The sequence below is a fragment of the Psychrobacter sp. DWR1-2-3 genome, assembly GCF_049896465.1.
Lineage (GTDB): Bacteria > Pseudomonadota > Gammaproteobacteria > Pseudomonadales > Moraxellaceae > Psychrobacter > Psychrobacter maritimus.
On record NZ_JAFCUJ010000005.1, the window covers coordinates 63,759 to 79,190 of the forward strand.

The window sequence follows — 15,432 nt, forward strand, 5'->3', positions numbered from 1 at the left end:
AATTAAATAGACCATACAAAACACTAATATATCACCTTATCAATATAAACCTTACTTATAACAATGATATGACGATAAAGCATTAATAGGCACATTTATGGGAGATTTCAAGGGAAGATAGAAAAGAAAAAATAGGAAGTTTGGAGTTTTTCAGAAAGAAAGAGATGAGTATGTTAAGAGTATGAATAAATTATCGAAAAAACCTTAAATGAGTGATTTAGAAATATCTATAGAAGTAGAAAGTACGTTAAATATGAGCTGAATAAACATACGTTAACAAGGTGCTTATTCCACAATTTCGATAGGTGTACCAATCTCTACAGCCGCCATGATTTCATCCATCTCATTATCGGTAACGGCAATACAGCCATCCGTCCAATCACGTTGCTGATTTATAGCTGCTAAATGCCCAAAACCGTTTTTCTGCCCATGAATCATAATATCGCCGCCAGGACTAATACCTCGTGATTTGGCACGGGCTTTATCCGCCGCATTAGGATAGCTGACATGAATAGAGCGGTAGAATTTAGATTTTTCATTTTTATAATCGAGTATATAAGAGCCTGTCGGCGTTCGTTTGTCACCTTGTTGCTGCTTATGACCGACAGGATTGCCACCGAGCGCAATATGATAAGTTTTAATCACTTTATTATCGCTTAACAACTGCAGGGTACGAGCGGACTTATCGACAAAGACTTTATCAATCACAATATTGTTAAGCATGGCTTGTTTGTTCTCTGAAACACCCTCATCAGCAATGGCACTCGTGCTAGTCATGATAGCGAGGCTAAAACCCATGACAATAAATAACCAATGTGAATATTTACTATTTATATTGAAAAAAGACATAGTTTTTGCTTCTTAAAGGTAAGCGTTCATTGATAAAACCATCTTTTATAAGATAGCAAAAGACTATGCCAAGTTTGTGCAAGCTTTATGAATTAAGGGTAAATTTGCTGCACTCAAAATCTAAAATCTAAAATCACTTTATACCATACGAATCGCGCCATCTAGGCGAATCACTTCACCATTTAGGTAAGCATTATCAATAATGTGCGTGACCAGTTTGGCAAACTCATTTGGATTGCCTAAACGCTTTGGATAAGGAACACCGGCCTCTAACTGCTCACGTGCTTTTTCAGGGATAGTCTCCATCATCGGTGTGGCAAAGACGCCAGGTGCAATGGTCATCACGCGAATACCATGACGCGCCAGCTCACGCGCTAGCGGTAAGGTCAGACCAACGACGCCCGCTTTAGACGATGAATAGCTTGCTTGCCCTACTTGCCCATCAAAAGCCGCGATAGATGCGGTATTGATAATGATGCCATTATCAGCATTCTTCTCATTAGCGCTTTCTGTATTATTGCCGTTCGCCACGCGCTTAGCAATACTAGCCGCGACCAAACGTGCCACGTTAAAAGAGCCAACGAGGTTGATATTAACCCCTCGACTAAAAGCATCAAGATCTGCTGGATTATTTTCACGATCAAGCAGCTTTTGTACCACAGCGATACCTGCACAGTTAATAGAACCTTGCAGACCGCCAAATTCTTTTTCAGCCAACTCAACAGCCGCTTGCACCTCATCACCACTGGTCACATCACAACGTACAAAACGTACATTATCACCCAGTTCATTAACCAAAGCTTGCCCAGTTGACTCGTTCAAATCAGCAATAACGACCTTGCCGCCTTGAGCCACGATAGCGCGAACCACTGACTCACCTAGACCTGATGCACCGCCAGTAACCAAAAAGCTGTGTTGTTCAATTTGCATAATTATTCCTTTAATTGATGTTTTATTACTATTTTTATAAGCTAACTATTTTATTATTTTCAACTACTATTAACACCTCGATTCGTTTATGCAGCAGACAAACTACGCAGCAAAAAGCGCTGGATTTTACCACTTGGCGTTTTTGGTAACGCATCGACAAATTCAACCTCACGTGGGTAAGCATGAGTTGAAAGACGTCTGCGGACCAAGTCTTGAATCTCTTTAGCAATCTCGTCCGTCCCCTCGATACCGTCCTTTAGCACCACATAAGACTTAATCGTATGACCGCGCACTTCATCTGGCACACCAACTGCTGCGGATTCTGCCACTGCCTCATGCTCAAGCACGGTGTTTTCCACATCCGTAGGCCCTACGCGGTAGCCTGCCGTGATAATAATGTCATCATCACGTCCTGAAAACCAATAGCTGCCATCGCTATGGCGCTCGACCACATCGCCGGTTAAATAGTAATCTTCAGCAAAGGCGTCTTTCTCATTCCAACTATAACCGCGGAAATAAAACGCCGGCGATTGACTGACGACCACTGCCAGCTGTCCTTGCTCACCATCAGGCAATACTTGCATGTCATCATCTAATACGACCAATGTGTGCCCCGGTAACGCCAAGCCCATCGAGCCTACGGGACATTCATGAGCTAATGCATGGTGCTCGCAGCAGGTCATGCCCGTTTCGGTCTGCCCGTACTGATCGCACACTTTGCAGTTTAGATAAGTTTCCACCCAGTTGACGACTTCGGTATTCAAGGTTTCGCCTGCTGAATTGGCACAGCGTAGTAATAGCTTGGCATTGGCATCGTTATGAGCTTCTTCAAACACGCCGCTCGATTTCATCATCCGAAACGCAGTCGGTGAAGATGCCAAATTGGTAATCTTATGACGGACCATAAAGTCGCGGGTATTGGCAGCGTCAAAGCCCGATTCATTAAAATAGGTAGTGACACCCATCAGCAAAGGACCCGTAATCGCGTAATATAATCCATATGCCCAGCCGGGATCGGCCATGTTCCAGTACTTATCATCGGCGCGCAAGTCAATCGCATAGCGCATATATAGATAAAAAGCTGATAGCGCACTCAATGGCACACTGACGCCTTTTGATTTACCTACGGTACCTGAGGTAAACATTTGCAAAAATTGCGCATCTTCATCTAACAAAACAGCCTCTACCGTTTGCGGCTGGGTCGCCATCATCTGAGCATAATTATCATCAGACCATTTGCTTTCATTATCAGCTTGCACATTATTCTCACTGCCAACCATGACCATTTTGGTTTGCTCAGCTAAGTCTTCAAACTTGCCACGATTTTCCTGATTGGTAAAAACCACTTTGGTATTGGCTTTATCCATCCGGTATTTAATCGAATCATAACCAAAAGCGGTGAATAATGGTTGATAAACCGCCCCAATCCGCCAAGTCGCCAATACAATGGTGAGCAGCTCAGGCGTACGCGGTAGCATGGTCGCTACTTGCTCACCGACTTTTACGCCATAAGACAGTAATAAATGAGCAATTTGCGCACTTGCCTTATCCAGTTCTGCAAAAGTCATGCGCGTTACGTTGCCAGCAGTATCTTCATGCACTAACGCCAAGTTATCGCCGCGACCATCACGTACATGACGACCACAACAGGCCATATAGGCATTTAGACGGTCATCTAAGTTTTCACCAAATATCTCTGTTAATAGCGCATTCATATCAAAGTTATTATAGTAGTCGCTATAGCCAGTTGGGTTTGAAGAAGACGAATTGCTTTGAGACAGGTTGTCTGAAGACAAATTGGTTGAGGACGAAAAATCTATAGAAGAGGTATTCATAAGCTAATCCTTTAGCAATCGAGGGTCACTGACGATATCAGCGCTTTATCAGGAGTAAAACAGTCATATCCTATAGACTGTTTTCTCTTATTGTCTGCACTTATTAAGTTGCGTATGCTCTATTAGTAACGCATTTTTATATTTATTTCAATACATAACGTATCATTTTTAATTTTAATATGGTTTTCTTAGGGAAGATAAACTTATTTTATAGCACTTAAAAATCCTAGCAACGCTTTCTCTTCACAGCTTTGATATTGCTTCGTACGTCCACGGCGCGCTTGCTTATAAGGCTCAAAAAACTGTCCTGCTAAAAAGCGCTCGATAATAACTGGATTGATATAAGAAGCTCGGCAGACAGCAGGTGTATTGCCAAGCTCCTCCGCCACCGCTTTGACCATAGCAGTAACCAGCTGTTGACGCTCATCGCTATTGGGTTCACTAGCTAATATTGCTTGCCCTTTCGAGGTTTGCAGCTCATCGTATAAATGACTGGCTGCAAGAACGCTTGCCATCCAAGTACGAAAGTCCTTTGCACTATATAAATTGCCGTTATACATTTTGCTTTCACAATCATGACCGCAAGTATGTGTGCGTAGATAGTCATTGATATCGCTACTGTCGACAACTTGCTTGTTGCCATCATCGTCCAAATATTTAAAAATCTGATAACCAGGCAACTCACTACAGGCCTGCACAATGTCAATTAAACGCTCGTCTTGCAATTCGATATGATGCTCTTTAGCACTTTTACCGACGAAATCAAACGCCAAGCCATTATCCGTTTCGCTGACGTGCTTGCTGCGTAACGTACTAAGACCATAGCTCTTATTGAGCTTAGCATAGCGGCTATTACCGATACGAATTAACGTAGTTTCCAGCAATTTAACCACGGCAGCTAGTACATTGGCGCGTGATAACGACTGGGCTTCTAAATCTTTTTCTACTTGCGCACGTAGGTTAGGTAGTGCTTCGGCGAATCCTATCATGGCATTAAACTTAGCTTGGTCCCGCACGCGATCCCACTCGGGATGATACAAGTACTGCTTGCGCGCTTTATCATCGCGGCCTGTCGATTGCAGATGCCCTTTATCATCTTGGCATATCCAAACCTCTGACCACATCGGCGGTATCACCAGCGCAGCAAAACGCTTGCGCAACGCTTTATCTTTGACCGTTTTACCTATGGCGTCTTTATAGGTAAAGCCGCGTCCCCAACGCCTGCGTGTAAACCCAGGCTCATTATCACTGACATAGCGTAAGTTAGCCAAGCGAGCCAAATATTCATAATCATGGCGCACATCTTGCGTGGTTGTTTGGTCATCTAGCTTCGCCATAATACATACTCGATTGATAAAATAGTCGTTTTAGCATAATCAATTGCGCTTGTTTTTGCTGTTTGTTTGCCACGAGCAAAGTGTAATCGATGTGTAAGAAACACTCTTTAAAGGGTTCTAAATAATGAGCTTTTGAGCCATAATTCGATAACCACCACCACTTAAGTTAAATAAATATCATGAAAAATACCTCTATAAAAACAACCCCATTATCTAAAGCTGATTACGACTCTTGGTTAAATTTATGGCAGCGCTATCTGGCATTTTATGAAACCAGTTTGCCACTGAGTACGACAGAATCGACGTGGCGCAACTTGCTTGATAATAACGCACCGATTTATGGCTTTGGGGCGTGGCAAGGTGAAAATTTGGTAGGTATCACGCATGTGGTGCTACATCCCAATACTTGGAATACGACAGAGTGTTGTTATTTAGAAGATTTATACGTCAGTGAAGCGGTTCGCGGTCAAGGCCTCGGGCGCGCATTGATTGAACACGTATATGAATTTGCCAATAAGAAAAACTGTAATCGTGTTTATTGGACGACGCAAGAAGTAAACACCACCGCGCGCAAACTCTATGATGCAATCGCCAGTCAAACGGATATGGTGCAATATCGTAAAAACCTATAACGGTTACCAAATATTTTATGACTCAAACTTACCTCAAAAGACAGCCACAAAAAAAACGCCAAGCATTAAACACTTGGCGTTGATTGTTCTAATAAGTATCTAAAAACGATTATTTACCATAAACACATAAATAAGCGGTCTCAATCTCTACTTTTACTTGAAACTTTTGATTGGCTTCAACGGTAAATTGCTCGCCTGCATTAAAGGTTTGCCACTCATCACTTTCTGGCAGCTTGACCGTCAAGGCACCGCTAACGACTGACATGGTTTCAAATTCGCTGGTACCAAACTCATATTCGCCAATTTCCATCACGCCAACGGTAGCCGGCTTGGTCGCTGTTTGAAAGGCGATAGAAGTGACTTTATCATCAAAATAGTTATTAACGCTTGGCATAATTTTCCTTAATTAAATGTTGGTTGATATTTTAAAGTTGTCTTAAAAGCGGTCTTTCAAATGGTATTAATAATAGTCTAACTTTACAATCCCGCTTTTAGGCTTGCTTCGATAAATTGGTCGAGGTCACCATCTAGCACCGCGCCAGTGTTAAAGGTTTCAACGCCAGTACGCAAGTCTTTAATGCGCGAGTCATCGAGTACATAAGAGCGGATTTGACTGCCCCAACCGACATCAGATTTACCATCTTCGACTGCTTGTTGTGACTCCATACGTTTTTGCATCTCAAGCTCATATAACTTAGCACGGAGCATTTTCATCGCTGTCGCTTTGTTACCATGTTGGCTACGCTCGTTCTGACAAGTCACCACCACGCCACTTGGTTCGTGGGTGATACGTACGGCGGAATCGGTGGTGTTCACGTGCTGACCACCCGCGCCCGATGAGCGGTAAGTATCGATACGCAAATCGGCTGGATTGATATCAATCTCGACGTTATCATCGATTTCAGGCGACACAAAAACGGCAGCAAACGAAGTATGACGACCATTATTACTATCAAATGGCGATTTACGCACTAAGCGATGCACGCCAATTTCGGTACGTAACCAACCAAACGCATAATCCCCCTTAATCTCAATCGTGGCTGATTTAATCCCAGCAACGCTACCAGAAGACACTTCAATCACGTCAACCTTAAAGCCATGTGATTCCGCCCAGCGCGTATACATCCGCAGTAGCATTTCAGCCCAATCTTGCGCTTCCGTGCCGCCACTGCCTGACTGGATATCCAAGTAGCAATTGTTTGGATCCATCTCGCCACTAAACATACGACGGAACTCTAAATCAGCAACGCGCTTCTCTGCATTGTCGAGCTCTGCTTGCACATCAGCAAGCAATGATTCGTCCTCTGCTTCTACCGCCAGCTCTAGCATGGCAGCAGCATCTTCCAAAGTAGTCTCAAGCGAAACCACCACGTCGATGACGCCATCAAGCTGACTTTTTTCTTTATTAATCTTGGTTGCGCGCTCTGGATCATTCCATAGCTCGGGGTTTTCTAATTCTAAATTGACTTCTTCTAAGCGTTCTTGCTTACCGTCGAAGTCAAAGATACCTCCGCAAATCCTGCCCACGCTCAGATAAATCTTTGATTTGTTCTTGATACGGATTGATTTCCATAAGTGTTCCTGTCTTTTTAAATAGATATCTCACTGATATGGCGCTATTTTAAATGAGATTGACGCTAAATAGTTGGCTAATTAGTACTGCCTGTATATTAAATAACTTTAAGCTGCCTAAATCGACCAATCTTCTACTGCCCAACGATGGGCAAGCGCGTGCGCATGTAGCGCATCATCGGGTGACACGCAAATAGCCACATCCGCCCATTCGAGCAATGGAATGTCATTTTTGGAGTCTGAGTAGGCATAAGTTTTATCAAAATCCATACCCGCTGATTTTCGCTTATCTATCCATTTATTGAGATGGTAAATTTTACCTTCTTTAAAATTAGGCTTATCCGTTAATTTGCCGGTATAGCGCTCGTTTTTTATTTCAAGCGGCGTCGAAAGCACATTGGCGTCTTCAATACCAAAACGCTTGGCAATGGCTGATACTACAAAGTTATTGGTGGCAGAAATAATCACTACTTCATGACCCTTCTCGACATGATGACAGAGCACCTCCATGGCTTTTGGGCGAATGTGCGGCTCGATTTCCGTCTTAATATAATCTTCGCGCAGCTCATGCAGCCTGTCCATCGGTAAGCTACTTAAGAATTGTGCGACAAATTCATTATATTCGGTCGCATCAAGCGTACCTTCGATATAATCTTGATAAAACTTTTGGTTGGCAGTGCGGTACTCAGCTTCGTCAACCAGATTATGCTTAACGATATACTCACCCCATAGGTAATCGCTATCGACATCGAGTAAAGTATGGTCTAAATCAAAAAGTGCCAACTCTTTTGGCGCATGCCCTGCTTGTGTTGCCTGCATAATGGAACCTTATTCTTGTTTATTAAAGGAATGATTTTTTAGATATAAATGATTTTTGAAATAAAGAGCTTAATGTAAAAGTATTGATGAATATAAAATTTGCTGAATAAACTTTTAGAAGCCCACTGTTTACCAAACAAAATTATGCTAACTTGTTTACTTTAATATCCCATTAGCTTATCTTTAGCCTGCTGAATAATAACAATAGAGAAATTTATGAAAGCGCCTGATGATAAAACTGCTTTGTCCAACCGACCGCGACCTCCTGCCCGCTCAATCAGAGAAATCAGGCGACGGCAGTTAGGCAAAAGCTATCAATCGCCTTTAGAGCGTCTACTTTATGCGCTGTTAAACGCTCTGTTATATGGTTTTGGCGGCTTACTTATCGACCTTGCCATCGTTGTTATTCGCTCAATAGCCGGTATGGGCAATGGCGAGATATTCTGGCTATTTACGCCGTTTATGCTAATTTTGGGGGCGTTAACAGGTTTTATCGTCGGTAAAAGCGCCGGTGCTGAAAGCGTCAATGCCTTAAATATCGACGATACCGGTAATAATCATTATCTTAGTGACCATTCTATTCGCCATGATATCTTTCGCGGCCTGATTATCGGCATTATCATTTTTGCCGTTATTTGGCTTATCATGATGCTACTGGCATAACGACCGTTTGCATAAAAAGCATCACAACGTCAAAAAATAAGTTAACATTCATAAAAAGGATTGCTCACTATTGAGCAATCCCTTTTATGAAAGCCATCCTTTTTTCATAAAATTGTTCTGACTTCTATTTTTCAAACATCTATAGCAATTAATCAGGCATCGCTATTTCTGTTAAGCCAGTTTTAAATTTTTGACAACGCTCAACATAGTGTAACGCTGACAGTTTTAACATTGCCGCCTGCTCATCGGTCAAGGTTTTGACCACTTTTGCAGGGGCGCCCATCACCAGTGAATTATCCGGAATCTCTTTACCTTCGGTGACCAAAGCTTTGGCACCAATGATACAGTTTTTGCCGATTTTGGCATTATTTAACACCACCGCACCAATACCTATCAAGCTATTATCACCAACTTCGCAGCCATGCAGCATCGCTAAATGGCCAATGGTGACATAATTACCGATTTTAACCTCAATGCCTGCATCGGTATGAATGACGCTGTTTTCTTGCACATTACTATAATCACCGATATGAATGCGCTCGTTATCACCGCGAATCACCGCTCCAAACCACACGTTGGCTTTATGACCCAAATACACATCGCCTATCACTCGTGCTGAATCAGCTACCCAGCCATTAAAAGGTGCTGCAAACTCTGGCGTTTTGTCTAAATATTGATAAATCATCATCCATCCTTAATCGTTATTTTTATATAAGTTTATACATAGTAAAAGTGCGTGGTAAAAAAGCCTAGCGTAAAAAACGTGTCATAAATAAATTTGACCTAAAGCGTAATAGTTGTAAAGAAAGATAAAAACTTTATAGTATAATGCTGCCGCCAATCAATAGAGCAAGTAGCAATTAGCATAAAGTCGTATGCCATTTATCCCTATAAAACAACCATAAAATTTTATATGGACAATCAACGCTCACCAACCCTTTTTAGGATCGCAGTGATGATCAGCAAAAAATATGCCCCTATCATTTTATTATCGACCAGCTTGATGGCTGCCATCCCTGCCCACGCAGACAGTAGCTCTACTAGCAAGGTAGGCGATGTGCTGGCCTTTGCCATACCAGCAGCTGCTTACGGTAGCACTTATTATATGGATGATAAAGAGGGTCGTCAGCAATTTTATTATTCATTTGCGACCAACGTTGCTGCGACGCAAGTGCTAAAGTCAGTGATAGATAAAGAGCGACCCAATGGCCGTGATGAGGAATCCTTCCCCTCTGGTCATACCTCAATGGCGTTTCAGGGCGCAAGCTTTATTCATAAACGCTATGGCTTAGAATATAGCATTCCTGCCTATATTGGTGCTGGTTTCGTGGCTTATAGCCGCGTTGAAGCCGACGAGCATGATGTGACTGACGTATTGGCGGGAGCAGCCTTAGGGGTTGCCAGCAGTATGTATTTAACCAAAAGCTATTATGATGACCAATTGCATATCGCCACCAATTTAGCACCCGACTATTACGGCTTATCGGTTCATTATAATTTTTAAGGCTTTAGATTGCTTGTAGATATAGTCAGTTCGATGTAAAAACGATATGGCGAGTCTATTTTATTTGGCATCAACTATACAACCTGTTTAGAATAAAAACGCTTTTGGTATTGCCTCAGTTTTTGATTAAATAACAACCGTTTTAACATTATGCCCATTTTATCCGCCTTCCTCACCTTAAGGTGCTAGCCCTTAACGCAAAACTCTAGTATAATGCGCAAAATCTGTGCCAAAGCGAGCGGACATGATGTAAGTTACTTATTCACCCCTTAGTGAATCCTGTACCTTTTCATCTATGATGTCTTCTCGCTTTTTTGTGGAAAAATTTTGGCGCTGTCTCTTTTATTATGGTTATTTAGCCGCAGTTAAATAGCAATAATCAAAAAAGCAGCGCTTTATTTTAACCAAAAAATAGCACAGCACTCACTAATAACAGCGGAGGCAACCCTTGAATTCATCGGCAGAAATACAAGCAATTTTGGCACTAGCAGACGGTACGATTTTTCGCGGTTTGAGTATCGGTAGTCTTGGTCATCGTGTCGGTGAGGTGGTATTTAATACAGCCATGACAGGGTATCAAGAAATCCTAACTGACCCAAGTTACGCACGCCAACTGGTCACGCTTACTTATCCGCACATTGGTAATACTGGTACCAACGCTGAAGATGTCGAATCTGGTAATGGTCATCAAGTATGGGCTGAAGGCCTTATCATCCGTGATGCGACCATGGTGACCTCAAACTTCCGCAACTCTCAATCATTGAGTGATTATTTACAGAGCCATAATACCGTCGCCATTGCTGATATTGATACCCGTCAATTGACCCGCCTATTACGTGATAAAGGTGCACAAAACGGTTGTATCATGACGGCTTCTAACGGCGCAACGATTAGCAGCGAAGATGAACAGCAAGCGATTAAATTGGCACAAGAATTTGCTGGTATCGAAGGTATGGACTTGGCAAAAGAATGCTGTACACCGACGATATTTGAATGGACCGCTGGTAGCTGGGATTTATCAGACACCTTACTTAACCGTGATGTAGCTGGTAGCCATGATAGCGGTACAGGCGGCTTCTTTAAACATTTGGGCACGCACGTCGAAGCAAAATACAATGTCGTCGCCTATGACTTCGGTAGCAAAACCAATATCCTACGTATGCTAGTAGACCGCGGCTGTCATGTCACTGTCGTACCTGCGCAAACACCTATCGCAGACGTGCTGGCGATGAATCCAGACGGTATCTTCTTATCAAATGGTCCTGGCGATCCAGCGGCTTGTGATTACGCTATCGATGCGGTACGTCATATCATTGAAGAAACGGACATTCCAACCTTTGGTATCTGCTTAGGTCATCAGCTGATTGGTCTTGCCAGCGGTGCAAAAACCATCAAAATGAAAACCGGTCATCATGGTGCCAACCATCCAGTTCAAGACCTAGCCACAGGTACGGTTATGATTACCAGTCAAAACCATGGTTTTGCCGTTGATGAAGACACCCTGCCTGACAACGTTAAATCGACCCATCGCTCATTATTTGACGGTACCAACCAAGGTATTGAGCTGACCAATAAGCCAGTCTTTAGTTTCCAAGGTCACCCAGAAGCCAGCCCTGGCCCGCATGATGCTGCGCCATTGTTTGATAAATTTGCCGATATGATGGCAGCGGCGAAAGCGTAAGTTATCGATAATTAGCCGTAAGCAAATAATCAATATAAAGCTTGAAGCACAGATGGTGGTTCAAGCTGCACCATAGCAGACACGATAAGCGTTATTGAACATATCGTTAAAATACAGATTACTCAAAATATCACCCAAACGAAGGTAGCCCTAACTATGCCAAAACGTACCGACATAAAAAGCATTCTTATCATTGGCGCAGGCCCTATCGTCATCGGCCAAGCATGTGAGTTTGACTACTCAGGCGCGCAGGCGTGTAAAGCGCTAAAAGAAGAAGGCTACCGCGTCATCTTGGTCAACTCAAACCCTGCAACCATCATGACTGACCCTGTCATGGCTGATGCGACGTACATCGAGCCGATTACGTGGCAGACGGTTGAACAAATTATAGCTAAAGAGCGTCCGGATGCTATCCTGCCAACGATGGGCGGACAAACAGCGCTAAACTGTGCTTTAGACCTAGACAAACATGGCGTCTTGACCAAATATAACTGTGAGCTGATTGGCGCGACCAAAGATTCAATCGAGATGGCAGAAGATCGCAACTTATTCGATAAAGCCATGAAGCGTATTGGTCTTGAGTGTCCACGTGCTGAAACGGCTGAGACCATGGAAGAAGCCTTTGCGACCCAAGAAAAAATGGGCTATCCATGTATCATTCGTCCGTCATTTACTATGGGTGGTTCAGGTGGCGGTATCGCGTATAACCGTGACGAATTTATCGAGATTTGTGAGCGCGGTTTTGACTTATCACCAAACCATCAATTGCTTATCGATGAGTCACTCATCGGTTGGAAAGAATATGAGATGGAAGTGGTTCGTGACAAAAACGACAACTGCATCATCATTTGTGCGATTGAAAACTTTGACCCGATGGGCGTGCATACCGGCGACTCCATCACAGTCGCGCCAGCGCAGACGTTAACCGATAAAGAATACCAAATCATGCGTAATGCTTCATTAGCAGTACTGCGTGAAATCGGCGTTGAAACGGGCGGCTCAAACGTGCAGTTCGGTATCAACCCTGAGACTGGTCGTATGGTCGTTATTGAGATGAACCCACGCGTATCACGCTCATCAGCATTGGCCTCAAAAGCCACTGGCTTCCCGATTGCTAAAATCGCAGCAAAATTGGCGATTGGTTATACGCTAGATGAATTGCAAAATGATATCACGGGTGGCAAAACGCCAGCAAGCTTCGAGCCTGCGCTTGATTACATTGTGACGAAAATCCCTCGTTTTAACTTTGAAAAATTCCCACAAGCCGATAATGTTTTATCAACGCAGATGAAATCGGTTGGCGAAGTGATGGCAATCGGTCGTAACTTCCAAGAGTCGATGCAAAAAGCCTTGCGCGGTATGGAAACTGGCAATGATGGTTTTGATGAGCAAATCGACTTATCAAAAGTAAGTATTGAAAAAGCACGTAGCGAGATTAACAATCGCTTAACCATTCCAACCCCTGAACGCATTTATTATATTGCCGATGCTTTCCGTATTGGGATGAGCGTCGATGAAGTGTTTAACTTAACCAAAATTGACCCATGGTTCTTGGTACAAATCGAAGATATCGTAAAAACTGAAGCACAAGTTAAAGCCTTAGGTTTTGGCGGTTTAACTGAGCATAATTTACGTAGCTTTAAGCGTAAAGGTTTATCAGACTTGCGTTTGGCGAAACTGCTTGGTGTCTCACAAAAGCAGCTACGCACTAAGCGTTGGGATTTAAACGTTTATCCAGTCTATAAACGCGTCGATACCTGTGCCGCAGAGTTTGCAACTAGCACCGCTTATATGTACTCAACGTACGACAGCGAATGTGAAGCCAATCCAACGGATAATAAGAAAATCATGGTTATCGGCGGTGGTCCTAACCGTATCGGTCAAGGTATCGAGTTTGACTATTGCTGTGTCCATGCGGCGCTTGCCATGCGCGAAGATGGTTATGAAACCATCATGGTTAACTGTAACCCTGAAACGGTTTCAACCGATTATGATACCTCAGACCGTCTATACTTTGAGCCAATCACCTTAGAGGACGTGTTAGAAATTGTGCGTATCGAAAATCCTGATGGCGTGATTGTACAGTTTGGTGGCCAAACGCCATTGAAGCTGGCGCGCGCGCTTGAAGCTGCTGGCGTTAAAATCATCGGTACTAGCCCAGATGCGATTGACCGTGCTGAAGACCGCGAACGCTTCCAGCATATGATTCAGCAATTGAATCTTGTGCAACCAACCAATGCTCTAGCGACGAGCTTAGAAGATGGTCTGGTCAAAGCAAAAGACGTTGGTTATCCATTAGTAGTACGCCCATCTTATGTACTTGGTGGTCGCGCGATGGAAATCGTTTATAACGAAGATGAATTAAGACACTACTTGCGTACTGCGGTACAAGCATCGAATGAAGCACCGGTATTGTTAGACCGTTTCTTAGATGATGCTATTGAAGTCGATGTCGATTGTGTTAGCGACGGTACTGATGTCGTCATTGGCGGTATCATGCAGCATATCGAACAAGCTGGCGTGCACTCTGGTGACTCAGCCTGTTCATTGCCACCTTACTCATTGTCTGATGAATTGTGTGACGTCATGCGCGCGCAAACCGTTGCGATGGCAAAAGAGCTTGGCGTAATTGGTCTAATGAACGTCCAGTTTGCGGTAAAAGGTGAAACCGTTTATATCTTAGAAGTGAATCCACGTGCTGCGCGTACCGTGCCGTTTGTCTCTAAATGTATTGGTACTTCTTTAGCACAAATCGCAGCGCGCTGTATGGCTGGCACGTCATTAAAAGACCAAGGCTTTACTACCGAGATTGTTCCTGCATTTTTCGCGGTCAAAGAAGCAGTATTCCCATTTGCTAAATTCCCTGGTGTTGACCCAATCTTGAGCCCTGAGATGAAATCAACCGGTGAAGTGATGGGCGTTGGTAAAACCTTTGGCGAAGCATTCTACAAAGCGGTTATCGGTAGTAACGAGCGTCTGCCAGGTCTACCTGTTGAGGGCGAAACCAAAACTGTCTTTATCTCGGTACGTGATAGCGATAAAGAACAAGTCGCCCCTATCGCCCGTCAGCTAATCGACTATGGCTTTAAAATCGTTGCCACCACGGGTACGCAAAAAGTACTTAGCGATAACGGTATTGAGTGTAAGCAAATCAATAAAGTCACCGAAGGTCGCCCACATATCGTCGATGCCTTGAAAAATGGTAAAATCGACCTTATTATCAATACCACTGAAGGCAAACAGGCACAAGAGGATTCATTCTCTATCCGCCGTAGTGCCCTACAAGGCAAAGTCTTTTATGTGACAACCTTAGGCGCGGCAGATGCGGTTTGTAAATCTTATGCCATCGACTTACCGTTTGATGTGTATAAGCTACAAGATTTGCACGAACAAGCAAAGACTATCGCATAGCTCTATTGACTTGGCGGTATAATTTCAGTAGATTAAGCATAACTGCAGTGCTTGTTTAATCGCTGCTGCAAAACTTGTTATCTATTTTTATATAACAGTAGTGCTTAAAAAAACAAAGTTTTAAAAAGATAGACCTAAAAAGCATAGTGGCTAAACTGCGACTATGCTTTTTATTACGTAAGGTTCATGTGTATCATCT

13 protein-coding genes are annotated in these 15,432 nt (G+C 43.3%); 5 read left to right on the plus strand and 8 right to left on the minus strand.

Annotated elements, in window-relative coordinates:
• Nucleotides 1–285 precede the first annotated feature (285 nt).
• From ACP7AA_RS09820 to ACP7AA_RS09835, 4 genes are all read right to left on the minus strand, one after another.
• Nucleotides 286–777, minus strand: a complete 492-nt coding sequence (locus ACP7AA_RS09820; RefSeq protein ID WP_426223450.1) for a L,D-transpeptidase family protein — start codon at nucleotides 775–777, stop codon at nucleotides 286–288.
• 210 nt (nucleotides 778–987) lie between these two features.
• Complete coding sequence (locus ACP7AA_RS09825) at nucleotides 988–1,779, minus strand: SDR family NAD(P)-dependent oxidoreductase (RefSeq protein ID WP_426223451.1); 792 nt, start codon at nucleotides 1,777–1,779, stop codon at nucleotides 988–990.
• Between the two features lie 86 nt (nucleotides 1,780–1,865).
• On the minus strand, nucleotides 1,866–3,614 hold the full coding sequence (locus ACP7AA_RS09830) for an AMP-binding protein (protein WP_426223452.1): 1,749 nt from the start codon (nucleotides 3,612–3,614) through the stop codon (nucleotides 1,866–1,868).
• Nucleotides 3,615–3,817: 203 nt separating this feature from the next.
• Nucleotides 3,818–4,951: a DNA topoisomerase IB gene (locus ACP7AA_RS09835; protein ID WP_426223453.1), complete on the minus strand. Its 1,134-nt coding sequence runs from the start codon at nucleotides 4,949–4,951 to the stop codon at nucleotides 3,818–3,820.
• 179 nt (nucleotides 4,952–5,130) lie between these two features.
• Here ACP7AA_RS09835 and ACP7AA_RS09840 point away from each other — a divergent pair, with 179 nt between their 5' ends.
• Nucleotides 5,131–5,583 carry a GNAT family N-acetyltransferase gene (locus ACP7AA_RS09840; protein ID WP_426223454.1) on the plus strand — a complete coding sequence of 151 codons (453 nt, stop codon included), beginning with the start codon at nucleotides 5,131–5,133 and terminating at the stop codon, nucleotides 5,581–5,583.
• Between the two features lie 109 nt (nucleotides 5,584–5,692).
• Here the strand turns inward: ACP7AA_RS09840 and ACP7AA_RS09845 are convergent, their stop codons facing one another.
• From ACP7AA_RS09845 to ACP7AA_RS09855, 3 genes are all read right to left on the minus strand, one after another.
• Entirely contained in the window at nucleotides 5,693–5,977 is a 285-nt protein-coding gene (locus tag ACP7AA_RS09845; RefSeq protein ID WP_426223455.1) for a pyrimidine/purine nucleoside phosphorylase, read from the minus strand.
• Between the two features lie 83 nt (nucleotides 5,978–6,060).
• A protein-coding gene (prfB, locus tag ACP7AA_RS09850) for a peptide chain release factor 2 (protein WP_201625376.1) occupies nucleotides 6,061–7,156 on the minus strand; the annotation gives its coding sequence in 2 pieces (ribosomal slippage) (nucleotides 6,061–7,083 and nucleotides 7,085–7,156; 1,095 coding nt in all).
• 116 nt (nucleotides 7,157–7,272) lie between these two features.
• A complete protein-coding gene (locus ACP7AA_RS09855) occupies nucleotides 7,273–7,974 on the minus strand; it encodes an HAD family hydrolase (RefSeq protein WP_413499992.1) in 702 nt (233 codons plus the stop codon).
• Between the two features lie 216 nt (nucleotides 7,975–8,190).
• On the opposite strand from ACP7AA_RS09855, the gene ACP7AA_RS09860 reads away from it, so the two are divergent.
• The gene (locus ACP7AA_RS09860) at nucleotides 8,191–8,637 is read left to right on the plus strand and encodes a hypothetical protein (protein ID WP_201565097.1); all 447 of its coding nucleotides are present in this window, start codon (nucleotides 8,191–8,193) and stop codon (nucleotides 8,635–8,637) included.
• Between the two features lie 148 nt (nucleotides 8,638–8,785).
• Here ACP7AA_RS09860 and ACP7AA_RS09865 read toward each other — a convergent pair whose 3' ends face one another.
• A complete protein-coding gene (locus tag ACP7AA_RS09865) occupies nucleotides 8,786–9,322 on the minus strand; it encodes a gamma carbonic anhydrase family protein (RefSeq protein ID WP_201625378.1) in 537 nt (178 codons plus the stop codon).
• A 270-nt stretch (nucleotides 9,323–9,592) separates the two neighbouring features.
• Between ACP7AA_RS09865 and ACP7AA_RS09870 the strand changes: the two genes are divergently transcribed.
• The 3 genes from ACP7AA_RS09870 (at nucleotide 9,593) to carB (ending at nucleotide 15,233) form a co-directional block, all read left to right on the plus strand.
• Complete coding sequence (locus tag ACP7AA_RS09870) at nucleotides 9,593–10,141, plus strand: phosphatase PAP2 family protein (RefSeq protein ID WP_426223456.1); 549 nt, start codon at nucleotides 9,593–9,595, stop codon at nucleotides 10,139–10,141.
• Between the two features lie 448 nt (nucleotides 10,142–10,589).
• Nucleotides 10,590–11,822: a glutamine-hydrolyzing carbamoyl-phosphate synthase small subunit gene (carA, locus tag ACP7AA_RS09875; RefSeq protein WP_296175659.1), complete on the plus strand. Its 1,233-nt coding sequence runs from the start codon at nucleotides 10,590–10,592 to the stop codon at nucleotides 11,820–11,822.
• A 156-nt stretch (nucleotides 11,823–11,978) separates the two neighbouring features.
• Entirely contained in the window at nucleotides 11,979–15,233 is a 3,255-nt protein-coding gene (gene carB, locus ACP7AA_RS09880; RefSeq protein ID WP_426223457.1) for a carbamoyl-phosphate synthase large subunit, read from the plus strand.
• Nucleotides 15,234–15,432: the final 199 nt, after the last annotated feature.

Bases quoted from the DNA above. Each gene is read 5' to 3' on its own strand.
- ACP7AA_RS09820 (WP_426223450.1), bottom strand. From the start codon at position 777: ATGACTAGCACGAGTGCCATTGCTGATGAGGGTGTTTCAGAGAACAAA.
- ACP7AA_RS09825 (WP_426223451.1), bottom strand. From the start codon at position 1,779: ATGCAAATTGAACAACACAGCTTTTTGGTTACTGGCGGTGCATCAGGT.
- ACP7AA_RS09830 (WP_426223452.1), bottom strand. From the start codon at position 3,614: ATGAATACCTCTTCTATAGATTTTTCGTCCTCAACCAATTTGTCTTCA.
- ACP7AA_RS09835 (WP_426223453.1), bottom strand. From the start codon at position 4,951: ATGGCGAAGCTAGATGACCAAACAACCACGCAAGATGTGCGCCATGAT.
- ACP7AA_RS09840 (WP_426223454.1), top strand. From the start codon at position 5,131: ATGAAAAATACCTCTATAAAAACAACCCCATTATCTAAAGCTGATTAC.
- ACP7AA_RS09845 (WP_426223455.1), bottom strand. From the start codon at position 5,977: ATGCCAAGCGTTAATAACTATTTTGATGATAAAGTCACTTCTATCGCC.
- ACP7AA_RS09855 (WP_413499992.1), bottom strand. From the start codon at position 7,974: ATGCAGGCAACACAAGCAGGGCATGCGCCAAAAGAGTTGGCACTTTTT.
- ACP7AA_RS09860 (WP_201565097.1), top strand. From the start codon at position 8,191: ATGAAAGCGCCTGATGATAAAACTGCTTTGTCCAACCGACCGCGACCT.
- ACP7AA_RS09865 (WP_201625378.1), bottom strand. From the start codon at position 9,322: ATGATTTATCAATATTTAGACAAAACGCCAGAGTTTGCAGCACCTTTT.
- ACP7AA_RS09870 (WP_426223456.1), top strand. From the start codon at position 9,593: ATGATCAGCAAAAAATATGCCCCTATCATTTTATTATCGACCAGCTTG.
- carB (WP_426223457.1), top strand. From the start codon at position 11,979: ATGCCAAAACGTACCGACATAAAAAGCATTCTTATCATTGGCGCAGGC.